The sequence below is a fragment of the Paenibacillus ferrarius genome (assembly GCF_002027705.1).
Classification (GTDB): domain Bacteria; phylum Bacillota; class Bacilli; order Paenibacillales; family NBRC-103111; genus Paenibacillus_E; species Paenibacillus_E ferrarius.
Genome location: NZ_MBTG01000010.1, coordinates 105,120 through 122,668, shown reverse-complemented (window position 1 = coordinate 122,668; position 17,549 = coordinate 105,120). Strand labels below are relative to the sequence as shown.

At 46.4% G+C, this 17,549-nt stretch carries 11 protein-coding genes; all 11 read right to left on the bottom strand.

The window, feature by feature from the left end; genetic code table 11:
* Nucleotides 1-110: 110 nt before the first annotated feature.
* On the bottom strand, nt 111-2,321 hold the full coding sequence (locus BC351_RS12085; protein ID WP_079412411.1) for a glycoside hydrolase family 88/105 protein: 2,211 nt from the start codon (nt 2,319-2,321) through the stop codon (nt 111-113).
* 12 nt (nt 2,322-2,333) lie between these two features.
* On the bottom strand, nt 2,334-3,602 hold the full coding sequence (locus BC351_RS12080; protein ID WP_079412210.1) for an FG-GAP-like repeat-containing protein: 1,269 nt from the start codon (nt 3,600-3,602) through the stop codon (nt 2,334-2,336).
* Nucleotides 3,603-3,806: 204 nt separating this feature from the next.
* Nucleotides 3,807-4,607: a polysaccharide deacetylase family protein gene (locus BC351_RS12075; protein WP_079412208.1), complete on the bottom strand. Its 801-nt coding sequence runs from the start codon at nt 4,605-4,607 to the stop codon at nt 3,807-3,809.
* A 107-nt stretch (nt 4,608-4,714) separates the two neighbouring features.
* Entirely contained in the window at nt 4,715-6,976 is a 2,262-nt protein-coding gene (locus BC351_RS12070) for a helix-turn-helix domain-containing protein (protein WP_079412206.1), read from the bottom strand.
* A 186-nt stretch (nt 6,977-7,162) separates the two neighbouring features.
* Nucleotides 7,163-8,746 (bottom strand): extracellular solute-binding protein, encoded by a 1,584-nt coding sequence (locus BC351_RS12065; RefSeq protein WP_079412204.1) that lies wholly within the window; start codon nt 8,744-8,746, stop codon nt 7,163-7,165.
* Between the two features lie 49 nt (nt 8,747-8,795).
* Nucleotides 8,796-9,680 (bottom strand): carbohydrate ABC transporter permease, encoded by an 885-nt coding sequence (locus BC351_RS12060; RefSeq protein ID WP_079412202.1) that lies wholly within the window; start codon nt 9,678-9,680, stop codon nt 8,796-8,798.
* 35 nt (nt 9,681-9,715) lie between these two features.
* Entirely contained in the window at nt 9,716-10,690 is a 975-nt protein-coding gene (locus BC351_RS12055; RefSeq protein ID WP_079412200.1) for an ABC transporter permease, read from the bottom strand.
* Between the two features lie 440 nt (nt 10,691-11,130).
* Entirely contained in the window at nt 11,131-12,126 is a 996-nt protein-coding gene (locus BC351_RS12050) for a phosphotransferase (RefSeq protein ID WP_079412198.1), read from the bottom strand.
* 84 nt (nt 12,127-12,210) lie between these two features.
* Nucleotides 12,211-12,849: a CPBP family intramembrane glutamic endopeptidase gene (locus tag BC351_RS12045; protein ID WP_158082062.1), complete on the bottom strand. Its 639-nt coding sequence runs from the start codon at nt 12,847-12,849 to the stop codon at nt 12,211-12,213.
* 1,373 nt (nt 12,850-14,222) lie between these two features.
* Entirely contained in the window at nt 14,223-15,701 is a 1,479-nt protein-coding gene (locus BC351_RS12030; RefSeq protein WP_079412190.1) for a sensor histidine kinase, read from the bottom strand.
* Nucleotides 15,702-15,803: 102 nt separating this feature from the next.
* Nucleotides 15,804-17,546, bottom strand: coding sequence for a hypothetical protein (locus BC351_RS12025; RefSeq protein WP_079412188.1), 1,743 nt, complete (start codon nt 17,544-17,546; stop codon nt 15,804-15,806).
* Nucleotides 17,547-17,549 lie beyond the last annotated feature (3 nt).

The window sequence follows — 17,549 nt, the reverse complement described above, 5'->3', positions numbered from 1 at the left end:
GAATAGTTCACAAACAAAAAAAGAGCTTCCGTGAGGCAAGCTCTTTCACTATCATTCTATTTACATACCATCAAAATACTACCATCAGGATCCATAAATTAAACAATTGCTCATTTCGATCTTTGTTGATACTGGTCGGTTTCCTGCCCTCTCAAATGCTTTTTCATCTTAATAAGCTCTATACCCGCAAGCAGCACAATGCCAATTCCGTGTGTATCATTCAGCTGCCAGCTTAACTGGTCTTTATAGTAATAGGAATTAAAGGAGTAGCCAGAACCGCGGCAAACGCCGTATACATTTCCATTTTTATCAATGCATGACCGGGTTAAGCCTTCCCACCCTTTCAGCACCGCTTCTATATATGTTTCCGAATCATCTAACCAACCGAATCGAACCCCGCGGGCGAAGGCATATATGAACATAGACGTGCAGGATGCTTCTTCATAAGACGTTGGGTCCGTCAGAACCTGGTGCCACAATCCATGAGTACCCTGCAATTGCCGGTAGCCTTCACACAGCTCGCAGAAAAATTTCAACAGCTCTGGACGATGTTCATGCTTCTCAGGCATAACAGCAAGCAGTTCTGTCAATGAAAACAGCACCCAGCCATTTCCTCTTCCCCATGGAACGCCATTCCCTTTTTGAAATTTAAAATCGTAAACATGGTGCATAATTTTAAGCTCTGGAATAAATAGCAGTTGTTTATACAGGAGAAATTGCATCGCCGCATCATTCAAGTAGCTGCTTTCTCCCGTAAGTTCATAGTACTTGCTAAGAAAAGGCGTACTCATATACAGATCGTCGCACCATACCGTGTCTTTCATAAAATCAGTCGTGCCTCGCATTCTGTACAAGGCTCCATCCGCTAAACGGCTCTGCTCCGCCGTGATGTATTGAGCAATCCGAGCGGCCGCTGAGCTGACCCCAGTCAGTTGCCTTGCTTTATTGGCCTCCAGCATAGCTGCACCGAAAGAGCCGCAATCGTCTAAACTGTCGATTAGCGCCAATTGGTGATTCATACCCGGTGAACCATATTGCTTTCGATCCCATAGGCTATAGGCATGGAATGAGGTGCATAGCTCAATATGATCCATGGCATAGCTCGTGAAGTAGGAATTCTCAAGCTGCAGGCCCGTCTTCAAAATACCATAAAGCGTCACCCCTAACGGATAGTTCCATTTGCCATAGATCGTGTTCTCTAAATAAGGCCGCACCCACGCTTCAGGTAAATCCGCACGCCAGAAAGTTTGCTCTAAGCCTGTTCCTATTAATGTGTCCATACGTATAATCTCAGATGGCTGTGGCGCACTTTCTGATCGGAAAGTCCCTGCATATAGCCAATGATCGGACATGCCTTCTACCTGGCGAGGTTTGCTCATCTTTACATTTATATATTTATTTTCTTTGGCCAGCTCCATCGTAAATCCCCATACTGGATTCACACATGCTGAACGAATAACGATATCGTGTGTACCGAAAGCAATCGGCAATGTAAGAACAAACGAACCTGCCTTGTTTCTCTCCTCATGAACCGGCTTGCCGTCAAGAAAGATCGTCACAGGGCCGTTATGCGCAACGTTCCAATGAACAGATTGCTCGTTCGCGCTTCTGCTCTCCAGCTTTGTCCAAGCATATGCGATGCTTTCAGGCTGATGTCCGAAGATTCGGGCGAAACATCCCAAGCTCATCTCCTCTGGCGACCATTCCGCCTTTGGGTGCCACTGGCCGACAAGCACATCGGTTTCCTCATCAGGCAGGAGGCTCCAAACCACAGCTTGAGGCTCGCTGTACACCCAGCCCTCCTGACCTTGGCGCTCCGACGTTGGGGCAAGAATGTGCATAGGGAACCCCTTCACGCTTCCAGTTCCGAATTTGCCGCCGCAGCCTGTCTCCGTTTTGACGAATTCAAGAAGAATGTGATTCCAGCCTTTGTGAAGCTTGGAGCGGAAATGTTGGATGCGTTCGGGGAATACATCATCATTAAGGTTCGATACAAATTGCAGCGATTGGTTCATAAACACGCGTACGGGGCTGAAGCAGCTCACACTAAACGGATGTTCGGCTTCCACGTCGCTCCATAGCTTTCCCCATACGTAGACATATTGCCCGTTCTCAAGCTCCGGCCATCTATGGACCAAGTTCATTTCATACCTGTAATCTTCGCCGCGCCTGAAGCCATTCGTCGTATGTATGCGATAAATAGGCCGATGCTTCGGATGAGAGCCGATGAATCTCCCTGCAACGGCTGCCAATATCTCTTCCTCATGATCGACCTTGCCTGCGATAGATTCGTTTTCGTGGAAATACGGATAATTTTTCATAGCTTCCTCCATTTATAACGTAATCTCTCCGCCAGGATACAGCGTCGAGCTGGACAAGCGTTTGGGCTGAGGCAGAGGAATGCCTGCCATCTTGGCTTTCAGATCCATAGGCCGGCTAGCATAAATGGCGGCAGTCTCATCATTGTAGATGATCACTTGCTCAGTCTCTCCGCCGACTAAAGCGGCATGCACAGCATAGCCTTCGGTTGGAAATTCAACAACGGCATTCATATGACCGTCATACAAAGTTGGGAATACGCCGCCTCCGCGGCGATAAGCGAGAATATAATCCGCGGAATCCTTCTCCCAGTCCCGAAGTGTCTCGATAATGGTCAGCCAACCATCTGTTGCGCGGTCTTCTTTCCAAAGCTCTTTCCCGTCGCTTTCCAGTAGGAAGAGCGCATCCTTTCCTTTCAGGCCTTTGCCATCATCCTCGCGGATAAGGCGATCCAAGCCAGCAATTTGCAAGCCTGGCAAATCGCTCCGGAACTTCCCTAACGCGATATGCTGTGACTCTATGGAGCCTTCATAACGCCACAGCTCCTTCCCACAGCGATCGTACATGACAGTGACACTGCCGCCGATAACAAGCTCCGGCTCGCCATCCCCATTCACATCGCCGATCCAGATGCAATCGGCATGATCATCCAGATCATGGCAGCTCCATAACCGGCTTCCATCGTGATCAAGCAGATCGTATCCAGCCATGACTTCATCGAACCCGTCTCCATCCAAATCATACACCCAGGGAAAATGCCCTGGATTTCCTTCATAGGTCCATAACAGATTGAAATCACGGTCATGCGCCCACATCTTGTGATAACGGTCCTTGAGAATGATATCGCTTGCCGAGCTTCCTCCTGTCAGGTTAGCCACGATGATGCAGTCATGGGCGTGAGGACTGGGCAGAACATGAGCCGCTTTCACCTGTCCATTCCGTCCATCCAGAATTAAAAATCGGTCATCCATGACGCACACAACCTCCAACAGGCCGTCCCCGTCAATGTCGACGATTTGGACTGGATAATCTGAACCCGGACCACCCGCTTCCGAGCTTGGCTTGCCTGTCTGCCAGAGCAGATTTCCTTCCAGATCGAATGCGGTCAGACACTGCACTTGATGAGGAATATAGCGCACATCCTGTCTATTGTCGGGCTGCACCATAAGCAGCTCCATGCGGCCGTCTCCGTTAAGGTCGCCTATTAACATTTTGCATCGTTTGCCCGCAGCCTGTGTATCCATTTTCCCTATCAGAAATGGTTCCCTGAGTGTTTGCTTCATTTCAAATCCCTCCATATCTAGGCTATACGCTAGTACCTGAGCATTACTTTCAGTGACATCGTAATCAAGTTTGAGGCTGCGTACAATCGAACATTTTTGCCTGTTTTGACCAGGTCTTTGCATTTTTTAACCGACTTGCCACTTTCTTGCGCAAACAGTGAAAAAAGAGGAAATGACGAAAGCTTTCTTCGTCATTCCCTCTTTTTAGTTCAACTTCTTTTGCTCTCCGCTTTTCACTTCCACCACTTGATCATCTGCGCGCAGCCAGACGCTCAACGCTGAAGGATTGTAAACAAAATCCAAGCCAGCGGAAAATTTAAGCTGTTCGAAAGCTTTTGTATAATCAACAATTTCGATATTTGTCGCATACCAGATATCCGAGTTGCCGCCGGCATACGCGCAAAATTTCTCCATCAAATCCCAGTTGTTATCGGTATCAAATTCATAGCTGTGTCCCCAAACGTACATGAGGTATAGATATTGGGTCTTATTCAAATTCACAAATGTTTCTGCATGTTTCATCAGATTGTCATTATGATGGCAGGTAGGCTGCCATTCCAGCCAATCATGCGGCATTCCGAAGTGTCCCGTCCCTGAGACAACTCTCGCATACTCAATGCCAAGGCCAGGCAGCAAATCTTTAATTCGGTTGTTGTAGGAGCCATTCGGATAAGACATCCCTCTTACGGTGTATCCCATGATCCGCTCCAGATTTTTGCGGTCTTCCATGACCTCATGAATAATTTGCTCATTCGGACAACGGGCGATAGTTGGATGCGTCAGGGTATGTGCCGAAACCTCATGTCCTTCATACTGCGACAGAATTTCATCTTCGGACAAACGGTCGGGAATATCGAATAATCCTGAATTGATATGAAAAGTCCCCTTGATCCCATTCCGGTTGAAAATATCCACCAGCCTTTTGTCCGCATTCCTTCCGTCATCATAGCTCATCGTCAGAGCTTTATGCCGTCCCCCAGGATAACACATTAATATTTTTGCCAATTTCGATTCCTCCCCCTTTTCCTAGCATCTAAATAATACCATTTCACTCACGTCTCTGGAAGAAAATCTGCAAAGCCAACTGATTCATCTCCTCTCGCAAGATAAGTTTACGAGGTTCGGCTAAGCTCCCTGTAACGTGTAGGCGTCATTCCCTCCAGCTTTTTGAAAATCCGGTTAAAATAGCTGTGCTGGTAGCCAACCTGCTCGGCAACATCGTTGATTTTCATAACAGACTCGCGCAGCAGCTCCTTGGCTTTCTCCATGCGCAGCTCGGTCAAGTAATCAATAAAGTTTTTCCCGGTTACTTGCTTAAAGGATTTGCTAAGGAAAAATATATTGGTCCCTGTATGCTCCGCGCAGTTCTCAAGAGAGATATCCTTCATATAATTTTGCTGCAAATAAATCATGGCTTCCTCAATAATCCGTTTAACTTGCGCATCGGTTCGTCCAGACAGCTCATTCAGAAAAGGAGTTAGCACTTTTTCCTGGAACCATTCCAATATCCGTTTCGGCTCTCTGATTTGCGAAAGCTGCTCATACAGATTCGCTCCCTTGAACAACCGGTTCGGATTGATGCCTGATACCATAATGGCGTGCTGAACGTTGCCAAGCAGGTGCAGCATGCCCTGTTGTACATCAATTCCCTTTGCTCCTTTGCAGGATAAGGCATGGAGGAAAGATGCCAATAATTGTTGCGCATCGTCTTCTCTACCCGTCCGCAGCGCTTGAACAAGCTCTCTTTCCAGTGTAAAAGGATACTGAGGCTCCGCTTCCGACTCTCCCTCCAGATTATCCTTTGACATATCAATGATCTGGTTGGCAATCTCAATATTGCGATAGCTGACTGCTTGTTTAACTCTTTCGAAAGCGAGAGGAACATCAGAAATATGCGCAATGGGACGACTTATCGCCAATGTTATCCGCATTTTCAGAATGCGATTGATCGACTGCATTAGTTCTTCGCTGAAAGCCTGACATGCTTCCGAATAGGATTGATTCTCCGGAATGATGAGAACGATCCCTGCTGTCAGATCATGAAAGTTAAGCGCGTTGCTCTGCTCGAAATGCTGGGAAGCCAATTCCTCCATCATATTAATCGCCGCAAACGTGATAAGTCCTTCATCCCCATCCCGAAAATTCCCTTCCATAGTCGTCATTCCGATTAACTGGGCATAGAGGACAATAAAGTAACGCTCCCTGACTTCCCACTTGAACCGCTCCATCCGGCGCAGCAAATCCTCATTCGAGAAAGCTGTCAAATAACCTTGAAGCAGTTGATGCAGAAAGCTGTCCTTTACGTGCGGAAGCTGTTCCGCAAGCTTCGTGTTCAGCTCTAAACTTTCGTCATGCAAATTACGCCATACAGGCAAATAGATGCGCCGCGAAGCCAGCCAGGATAGAAAGGCCGCTAACAGCAAAGCAACGAGACTTACCACGATAATCAGTTTGGAAATAACAAGAACAGGCGAGGTTATGCTTGTAATCGGAGATGCGGATACGAACATCCAATCTTCTGCAATGCGGGATAAGCTTCCAAAAGAAACCGTGTACGTGGATTTTTCCCAATCAAAAAAGAACGAACCTTGTATTGTTCCTAATGAATTGATCTTTTCCCTAAGCGCTAGGACAAAAGGCAAAGTGGAAGCGCTTCCACTCGTTGAGACAAAAAGCTCCCCCGATGTCTGCATCATGAACGTCTCTCCGTCGTTATAAGGTGTCATCGTTTTCAGAAGGTCGGCTATTTTCTCCTTATCGAATTGAAAGAGGAGTACGCCAAACGGATGCAAGCTTCCGCCGGGAATATGATGAACGAGGGTTAAATCCTGGGTGTCGGCACGTTTGGCATCGAGCGTCCATTGTGTCCAATACGTTACATTTTTACGCGCAATCAGGGGTTCATAGATGTCCGATGACGCACGCTCATCAAGCACGGAATATTCGGGATTAAACAAAACGGAACTCTTTCCGCCAACATAAAGCTCCGCCTTCTTCACCATTGCATTGGAGCCCTGCATAGCGACCAGTGTCCGCGTAATATCTTGTGTTCTTTCGAAGTTTTTAACAAAATCAAACCCATTTAAACTGTAATCAAATTTATTATCAAAAGCCCAGTGAGAAAGCAGCAGCTCGAGATTGCCAAGTTGATCATCAATATTTTGAGAACGCTGCTCAATCAGTCGGTAGTGCAGCTGAAGAAGCTCTCTTTCCACACGCCCCCCTGCCATCCAGTATATGAGCGCCCCCAGGATGAGCCCTGGAATACCAGAGACGATAAAGATCGTGATTAAGCTTTTTTTATAAAAGCGCCCTTGGCTGCCGACTGGCCGGCCCCGCCTTTTGGCAAGTCCCGCCCTTACTTTACTCAGCATGATCTCACCTACCGATTCTTAAGTTTTGTTTCAAGCCATGACCCTCACTTCGAGGTTATAACGGCAGACGGGATTAGGGAAGTTAAAAAACAGACTAAATCCTTTGAATTTCCGACATTTCCCTGTATTCCTTGTAAAAGGAGAAAAAGCCGTGTTGATACACACGGCTCTTCTAGGATAGCCCCCTTATTTCTTGGAAGCGGCATACAGCTCATTCATTTCCTTGACAAGGTCATCCCCGCCTGACTTTTTCCAGGTTTCGAAAGCAGCCAAGAGCGCAGCTTCATCACTTTGCCCAACAATGAATTTGATGCGGGCATCATTAATGACATTGTCCAGTTGCTGCCCTTTCTGCGAATACACCGAAGAAATGAACGGTTCTGCGGGATTCGCTACGACGAACTGCTCTGCTTCCTTCTGGATTTTGGCCGTTTGTAGACGAAGCGGCGTTTGCTTCACTTTCAGCCCGCGATCCTCCGGAATGAACGGCAGCATCTGGTTCAAGCCTTCTACTTCTGACTCCAGAAGGGCTGTGTCCTTGCTTGCCACAACGGCGTCGCCGTCCTTCGTATAGTGCTTTCCTTCAATGCCGTAACCAGCCAATGTGGTGAGTTCCGGTTCGTTCATCTGATCCAGCATCTTCAGAACACGCTTCAACTCTTCCTCCGTCTTCACAGAGGATTTGGGAATCGCAAGGAGTCCGGCGAATCCAGAGGTCGGCAGCGCTTTCAATCCATTCTTGCCTGTGACGCCAATCATATTATCAATATAATGGACATCTGGTTTATCTTTGCCTTCCTTGGCAAGCACCTGATGAATTTTATCGTCCAAGCGCGCTGCATTATCGGTTACGTCGATGATAACACCCGCCTGATTATTAACAACGGGGTCATTCCATTTGGCGGAATCGAATACGGCAAAATCCTGATTGATCAGCTTCTCATCATACAGCTTTTTCATAAACTTCAAAGCTTCCAAATATTCCGGTGTCTGATGCTCCGGCACCAGCTTGTCGCCAATGACGCCCCATTTGTTCGGGGAGCCGAACCACAGCTTAATAATATCAAAGCTGCTTGCCCATTGGCCGGTCCATTTGACCATCACCATGCCATACGTATCATCCTTGCCGTTTTTGTCCGGGTCCTTCTCTTTAAATGCTTTGAGCATATTATAAAAGTCATCAATCGTTTTGGGCGGCTGCATGCCGACCGCTTCCAGCCAATCTTTGCGGTAGTTGATACCATTGCGCCCTAAGGCGCGGCCCCGGTAAATACCGTAATTTTTCCCATCAACAGAGGAGTTGTTCAAGATAACTTGATTGGCTTGGCTCAGCGTCGGGAAATCCTTCATGTATTTGCCTACTTCCCAGAAAGCGCCGGACTTGACTGCATTCACGAAGCTCGGATTTTTCACATCCGGCACATAGATAATGTGAGGAAGCTTGCCTGAAGCGAGCGTGATGTTGAATTTATCTGGATACGAAGAGTTCGGGACCCATTCGAGGTGGATATTCGTATTGGTTCTTTTTTCGATTTCTGTTACAACGGGCCCATCGTCTTTGGGATAATTGGTCTTAAAAATCGGAAGCATGATGTTTAGATCCAGCGGAGCTTGCGGCTGCGGGGCCTTGGTTTGTGCCGCTTGACTAGGTGCAGACGCTGCCGTTGATGCTTCGGGGCTCTGTTTGCTGTCGCTGCAGCCGACGATGGTCGTCATCGTCACCGTACCTATTGCCGCAACGGACATCCATTTTTTCGTATTTTGTCTCATGTTCTCGTGCCTCCTCTAAAATAATGGCTTGCTTATATCGTAATCCGTGTTACCCCTTGACCGATCCGATCAAGACCCCCTTGGCAAAATGCTTTTGCAAGAACGGATAGACAAGCAGTATGGGGATGGTTCCTACCACGATAACAGCCATCTTAATCGACTGCTCCTGGTCTTTGACGAATTGTGGATCTACGGTACTCGCATCTCCGGCAGCCATCTGCGACAACAGCACGATCTGTCTGAGCATGACCTGCAGCGGCCACTTCGCAGGATCATTGATGTAAAGCAGGGCAGAAAAAAAGTTGTTCCAATGACCAACCGCGTAAAACAACGTGAAAGTAGCAAGTACCGGCATCGATAAAGGCAGGACGATTCTCCAAAGCAACCCTAATTCCGTACAGCCGTCGATTTTGGCCGCTTCTTCCAGCTCGGGGGGAAGCTCCTGGAAAAAATTTTTCACAATAATTAAGTTAAAAGCACTGATGGCTCCCGGGATCATCAATGCCCAGTAACTGTCTAGCAAATGAAGCTCACGAACGACTAAGTACATGGGAATGAGTCCGCCCCCGAACAGCATCGAGAAGACGACCATATTTAAGACAGCGTTTCGCCCCATTAATCCTCGTTTGGACAACGCATAGGCCATTGTAACAGTAAAAAATAGATTCACTGCTGTCCCGACCACCATGATATAGAGAGAGACCCAGATGCTCTTCATAATCGTGTCCGTTGAGAAAATAAATTTGTACGCCGATAAACTAAAAGTTTCTGGAACGAGGAAAACCGTTCTTTTCGTCAATTCTGCATCCGAGGCGAAGGAGCCCGCAATGACATAAATGAAAGGGAGAATGGCGGTCAAGCCGATCAACCCGAGAACAAGATAGTTGCCTACATCAAAGATGGTGCCTGAAGTGCTTCTGTACTTCTTGGACAAATCCGTTCTCCTCCTTTAGGTAAGATGTCCGAACGTTAGTAAATGCCGGATTGCCCGAATCTCTTCGCTGTCCAGTTCGCTCCCAGAACAAGGATGACGCCTACGATTGATTTGAACAAACCAACTGCCGTACTGTAACTGAACGCGCCTTGTGTAATCCCCATCAAATAAACATACGTATCGAACACTTCGGCCACCTCCCGGTTCAGCGGATTGCGCATAAGGAAAATCTGTTCGAATCCGTTGTCCAGGATATCCCCCATTCGCAGGATAAGCAGAATAATGATGGTACTTCGGATAGAAGGCAGCGTAATATGCCACATTTGCCTCAAGCGATTGGCTCCATCCATAATTGAAGCTTCATATTGTTCAACATCTACCCCAGCCAACGCAGCTAAAAAAATGATCGTTCCGAATCCGCATTCCTTCCACATCGTTTGAATAATGATCATTGGACGAAACCAATCGGGACTCGCCAAGAAATTGATTTTGGCACCTGTATATTGCTGAATAATTTCATTCACAAGCCCGCCCTCTGTCGTTAGAAAGACGTAGGTCAAACTGGCGACAATCACTAATGAAATAAAGTGCGGCACATAGATGAGCGTTTGAATTGTTCGCTTATATACATTTATCCTAATTTCATTCAACAGTAATGCCAGAATGATCGGGGCAGGGAAAAAGAAGACCAGATTATAAAACGACAGCAAAAGCGTATTGCGCAAGAGCATAAAAAACTCAGGATTTTCGAAGAAAATACGGAAATGCTCCAAGCCAACCCAATCGCTTTTCCAGAATCCCAAAAAGGGCTGGTAGTTTTTGAAAGCGAGCAGAACGCCCCACATCGGCACATATTTAAAAATAATGAAATATAACAAACCTGGGGTCAACAGCACATACATCCATTTATCCTTCCGTAATCGCCCTAGCACTCTAGCTCGGCGCAGCCCTTGGATATCATCGGTCGTTGATGCCGCGCGCTTATTGTTGGGGGCAACCGCCTGTTTCATCCCCTTCACCTCCTCATTCCTTGTTCGCCTCGTAAGCGGTGTAGCCTTATTATGCATTTGCCGGCGTTTTCCGCCAATTAGACATTTTTGAAAACCCTTCCATTTGTCCTGTTTAACCCTTTTCAAGATAATGCAAAGTTGTTAAAACTGTTGAAACGCGTAAAAAAGCGAGCCCCCATTAAATAGCAGGGACTCGCTTCAGGTGAAACTCATGCTTAGGAGGATTCCTTCATCCAGAAATACCATCCAATCGAAAAAATAATGGCAGCTAACAAAAGCAATGTACTGCCGAAAATGACAGGGCTATAGGTAAAAGCTCGAAACCATTAAAGACAAGAAGCCCTCCACTTACAGCACTTATTGCCGAGACGAGAAACGAAAGCAATATTTTAATTTGAAGCTTCAACCAATCACCGCCTCCTTGCTCACAACGATCCTTTTTATTCGACGTAACGCTTCATATACTCAGCATACGCATGCAAATGTATTTCCATGGCTCGCTTTTGCGTCTTTTCTTTTACTTCTGGTACATTCTCCGCCTCAATATAGTCAGCGAGTACATCAATGACATCATCCAGCAGCTTTGCCCTAAAGTAGAATTCCATCCTTTCAACAACTTCCTGCCCGGCTAATTGGGTGATGTAATCTTTCCAATATGTCCAATCTTTCGTCTGATATAACGGCCACAAGAAGACGGAATAATCCATCGCAGCATCCCCATTTACGGTTAAATCATCCCAATCAATCAGCCAAAAATCATCACGATCATTGACTAAGATATTCTGCCAGTTGATGTCATTATGTACGATATCCGTTGCCTGCTTTTGAAAAGAGGGCATCTGATTCACCGTTTCTCTTAAGGCATCCACCTCTGTGCTAAACCAAGCTAACGACTTATCTGTCACAAAATGCAGCTGATGTTTTTCCGCGTTAATTATGTCCAAATCTTCTTCGAACCGAGTAATATACTCCTCCGTAAAGGCATCTGAATACGAACGAGCTTGTTCAGTGGCGATAAGCTTTGGAATCTCTTTATCCGTATGCAATTGATTTAGTTTTACTAACACGTTCTGAATCACGGACTGAGGATTGGCAGCAAGGCTTAATGGTTTCCCCTCAATAAACTCGAACACCAAACCATAAGGATAACCCGGCAATATTTCCTCGTTCACTTCTTGAACAAGATTAGGAGCCTGATAATGTTGGCTAAGGTATTCACTAATCGCAGCCCATTGCTTCAAAAATGGTGCTTTTGCTGCTTGTGCAAATTTGACATGCCGAACCGTTTCGCTATCCGTTATTCGATAGGACTGGTTAACAAATCCTCCCGGATTCCAAATATAGGCTGCTTCTATGTTCGAATGACGAAATCCGAGCTCATCTGAACACGCTGTCGCCCACTCCACTACCCGTTTCTCTGCTAAAAGAAGATCCATTCTCATTGCCTCCCCTTTCTTGTTTAGGCTTCCTGCGCGTTTAGTTAAATTTTCGACTTTCAAAGGCCAAACTCCTCTATGTTTTTACATTTTTGAGCTAATATAGCAATAATAAATCATCATAATTCCTATGTCAGCCAAAGAATGACTAAGAATAGACCCCCATAATGTACGGAAGTGCGCAGCCATTCGCCCCCAAATGATTCCAGCAAGGAAGACTGCGCAGAAAAAGATTGCAGCGTAAGACGCTTTGAACATCGGCAGTAATACAAGAAAGTGGTACAAGCTATAAAATAAAGAAGAGATCATGACTTTATGCTTTACTTGATCAAGCTTTAGAAGGATGAACCCTCGCCAGTACAGCTCCTCCAAAAAAGGATTAACGAAGATTAGTACACATACAAGAAGTCCCGTGTATTCTCCTGAAAACTTCCAATCCTTTAGTAGGAGTTCAAGCTGTGAGGAGTCAAACAGTTCATGCTGCAGCAAAGCTCCTCCAGTCATAATAAGGACAATACTCCCAACACCGGTGCCCACCCCTGCAACAATATTTAAAAGCGAGCCCTTGTCCATTAGTTTTTTCAAGCCTTTTGGGTTGTTGAGGATGGGAATGAGCAAAAGCCACCCATAAAACAAGGCGAAAGTAACAGGTACGTTTTGAAACGTATACAAACCTAAATAAATGAAAATTGTTGGCGCAATCAGAAATGCAAATAGAGTCATGTTCAACCACCTAAAGAATAGTCTAGGACATTGTAGCTTCATCGTCCTCTATAGCCATCTTATCGCCAAACTTAGCTCCTATTAAGTACTAACTTTGCCTAGTACCCTACCCTGCTCAAAAAAAAGAGTCGTTGATGTCATCACAATCATGACAACAAACAACGAGACTGCTTTTTTCGCTGGCTCGGAGCAGATGCGCTGCTGTTTTCCTGCTGAGGATGCCTTTTTGGCTGGCTCAGCTTACTTTCGCAGGGAAAATACCGTATTCGCTTGGTGAGACTGCTTTTTTGGCTGGCTCAGCGCTGATGCGCTGCTGTTTTCCTGCTGAGTCTGCCTTTTTGGCTGGCTCAGCTTACTTTCGCGGCAAAAATACCATATTCGCTTGGTGAGACTGCTTTTTTCGCTGGCTCGGAGCAGATGCGCTGCTGTTTCCCTGCTGAGGCTGCCTTTTTGGCAGGCTCAGCTTACTTTCGCGGCGAAAATACCATATCCGGCTGGTGAGACTGCTTTTTTCGCTGGCTCAGCGCGGATGCGGTGCTATTTTCCTGCTGAGTCTGCCCTTTGGGCAGGCTCAGCTTACTTCCGCAGGGAAAATACCGTATTTGCTTGGTGAGACTGCTTTTTTGACTGGCTCGGAGCAGATGGGGTGCTGTATTCTTGCTGAGGCTGCCTTTTCGGCAGGCTCAGCTTACTTTCGCGGCGAGAATACCATATTCGCTTGGTGAGACTGCTTTTTTGGCTGGCTCGGAGCAGATGGGGTGCTGTTTTCCTGCTGAGTCTGCCTTTTTGGCAGGCTCAGCTTACTTTCGCGGGGAAATTGCCATATTTGCCTGGTGAGACTGCTTTTTTGACTGGCTCGGAGCAGATGCTGTGCTGTTTTCCTGCTGAGACTGCCTTTTCGGCAGGCTCAGCTTACTTTCGCAGCGAAAATACCATATTCGCTTGGTGAGACTGCTTTTTTGACTGGCTCGGAGCAGATGCGGTGCTGTTTTCCTGCTGAGTCTGCCTTTTTGGCAGGCTCAGCTTACTTTCGCAAGTCTAACTCACCTACTCATAAATTCTACTATCCACGGCACCATCTGCCTGTTCAACAAGGACTTCAGCCATTGTGTGTTTGGTGTGTTTGGTGTGTTTGGTGTGTTTGGTGTGTTTGGAAATTGCAGCGAGTACGGGATGCATATCCAATTAGTAGGCATAGGCGATAAATCCGAAGGACAGCACCTGCCGCGACATTCGAGCCCAGTCCGGCAGTGCAGCGCAGAATACATCACAGCTCTCGGGAGACAAGAAAATCCATGCCACCCACCATCAGGCCACATGCAGGATCCCAACGAGCAATGTACAGAAGTCTACGACGGTGCTAGCCAGCATGCTTAATCATTAATCAGATGGTCGTTATATACGACATACAGAGGCAGCCAAATTGTGAAGACAGATCCTCTCCCTTTACAACTAGTAACCTCAACTGCTCCTTCATGCATGTCCAAAATCCACTTTGCAATGGACAGCCCTAACCCCGTACCAGGGGTTTTCCCTCTTGAAGTGTCGGCTCGATAAAACCGTTCAAAGATGTGGACTAACTCGTCGTCATCCATGCCAATGCCGGTATCTTGGATGAATAGGCCGATTTTATTACCTGACCTTTCAACATCCATCTTCACAGATCCTTCAAGAGTGAACTTAAAAGCGTTATCAATAAATATAAATAATAACTGCTGCAAATAATCTGCATCACCCGAAATATACAGATTTCGCAAAAGCTCTATATTTTCTGCTGACCACTTCACAGACACAGATTTTGGGATGAATTCAGCCTTTCTTACTACTTTCTCGATGATAGGCTTTAATTCAAGTATTTCTTTATTAATTTGAAGACCAGCATCCACTCTAGCCAGTGACAGAAGATCGTTCACAAGTCTTCCCATTCTCCTAGATTCATCCGTGATATCCTGCAGCGCTTCAATAGAAAGTTCAACTTCCTCTCTTTCGGCTTGATGAGCAAGTTTCAGTCGTAAAGATTGCCACATTTTATAAAGCAGCTCAGCGTTTCCATGAATGGTTGTAAGCGGAGTTCTCAGTTCATGTGAGGCATCTGCTACGAATCTCCTCTGTGTCTCCGAGGATTTATCTAACTCAATGTAGATGGTTTGGATGCGTTCTAGCATTTTATCCATCGTGTCGCTTAGAAGGCCAATTTCATCTAATGGCCCTTTATAATTTATCCTGATTCCGAAATCTTCACTGTTTTTAATATTCTTCGTTGCATGGATTAAGGTATAGATTGGTTTTAGCGCTTTTCGCGAGAAAAGCCATCCTAAATACGTCGCAAGAGCTACGACAAATAGGGACAAGATACAAAGTATCCATCGCAAATTCGTAAGGAAGCTCTCAATAACACCAACGTTATAGGCAGCTTGCAAAACGCCAACTAATTTCCCATTTAATAGTAATGGATCATTATAAATCAAAAAAGGCGTATTATGAATACTTTCAATGGAGTAATAACCCACTCTGTTATTTTGTAATAACTCTGTTGAAAACGGAAGGTCTACCTTCCGTAAATTTGATGATTTGGTCTTATATCCACTGGTAAAGTTAGTAATTTGCATATACATGCCCGAGCTGACGGTATCAAAATCATCAAGCTGAATAAGCAAATTCCACCCTTTGGGAGAAAGCTCCAATTGATAAGCAACATTACGCTGTATCTGGGTTGTTTGATTTCTAAGTGTTTTTTTAAAATCGTTAAACATATAAAACTGCAAGAAAAAATATAAGCATAAACCAAAAATTAGTAAGACAAATCCTAAGATGCCTGAGTAAAGTAAGGTTAATCTTAGACGAATGGTCATTTCAACTTCACATCCAATTTCAAAATAATGATGAATATAACCTTAAAAAAAAGACTGTGCATCGGCTAATGATGCCGACCGACACAGTCTTTTTAGCGATTGTTAGTTATTGGAAAGCAGTTTGGTCACTGCTGAGGCATAATCTTGTTTGAGCTTAGCAGCATCTTGTTCGGACAGACTACCGTCGGCCACGAAGCCATTGATCTCCTCATTGGTATGCCGCAACAGCTTAATGAGAAGCGAATCGGCGTCAATGCCTACGGCTTGCTGCAAGCTTTTGCCGCTCGCCATGATTTTCAGAAGATCGTCACTTTTGGTCTGTGTTGCATCAGCGGAATCGGCGCTTTTCGTCTCCATGACATCAGCGGCATCGTCGACGATTCGATTCAGTCGGTCGGTCAGGTACTGCTTGGTATCCATAGTGGCTTTGTAATTGCTGTTCGTGATGGCGGCATTGAGCAGCCCGTATGCTTCTGTTTTCGTCGGCTGTTCATCTTCTTGTGTGAGCCAGCCGTTCTGAACAGCAGTGTCCAGGAATGTGTCAACCCGTGATTGAAGCATACTGGTCAATTCCGCGGGATCCACTGACGTCGCATTGACTAAAGGCTGACCGTCAGCCAGCTTACCACGCAGATCCGAAACGGCCACGCCTGCATAGTCTGCAATGTTCTCAACTACGGAACGAATGCTTTCGGCTGCAAGCGCCGGGTTGCTTGTTCCGGCTGCTGTTTGCGTTCCTAACCCGTTCTGGTCAACTGCTTTTTGAAGGGCATCCGCCGAATTTTGTTCTAACTTGGTGAGCAATTGAACAGACAAGTTGCCAGCTTCCCATTCGTGCTCCAACGCATCGTTAACATCAGCTGTCAATTGCGAAGTCAGATCAGCTTCGGACATTCCTGCTATTGTGCTTAGACTTTGACCTGCTAAGAGTGCGGAATGAACATCATCTATATCTTTGCCCGCGATAGTGGCTGCCTTCTGGACAATGGAACTAGGATCGAGTACATCCGCCAGCAATCGCTGTCCATATTGTTCCATCCATGGTGTCGTTGCGGAATCGTAGCCTGGGGTGTTCGCCGCGTCCCATAAGGCTGAGGCTCCGTCCTTCTCCGCTTTCTCCAACTGGTCTGAAGGAAGGGTGCCATTCTTCACAGCGGCTTCCAAATCCTGATTGAGTAGAGCTGTAAGCGCATCGCTCAAGGCGGAAGCATCCATGCCTGAAGCATCTACCAAACTTTTGCCGCTGCGCAGCGCTTTGCGCAGTTCAATAGTGCCAATTCCTGAAGGCAGCGAAGCATCATCGGCTATTGTACTTAAGTGGCTATGTATAATGGCTGCTCCGTTCGTTTGAATAACCGCTGTTTGGCTGTCCGTAGACCATCCGCTGCTAACGAGGTCGGCGATACGCGGGTAAGCCGTTTCTTCCAACGCCGCAGCCTCTGGTGCCGACAAATTGCCTGACTGCACCTCGCCAGCCATATCTTCTGCGAACATCGTCTTCAATTTATCGATTAAATCCGATGGGTTGAGCTTCGAGGCTGTCGTCAAAGTCGCTCCCGATGCGAGAGCATTTTGGAAATCTTCGGAATTCGTGCCCGCTGCCGCCTGCGTGTGGATATCCAACTTGCCAAGCCAATTGTTCAGCAGCAATGTATTGTAGCTTACAGCTGCTCCTGCCGTCGATGCGCCAGATTGTGTATCTGCGGTTGTCCCTGCCGATCCCTCAACGGACGTCGTTGTCGTTCCAATTTCCGCCGCATACGCCGACTTTACAGGAAATGCCGTCCCGCTTGCTCCTGCGACTAATAACGCTGCACCCATCAGTACTGCCAATTGTTTTCTCATCTC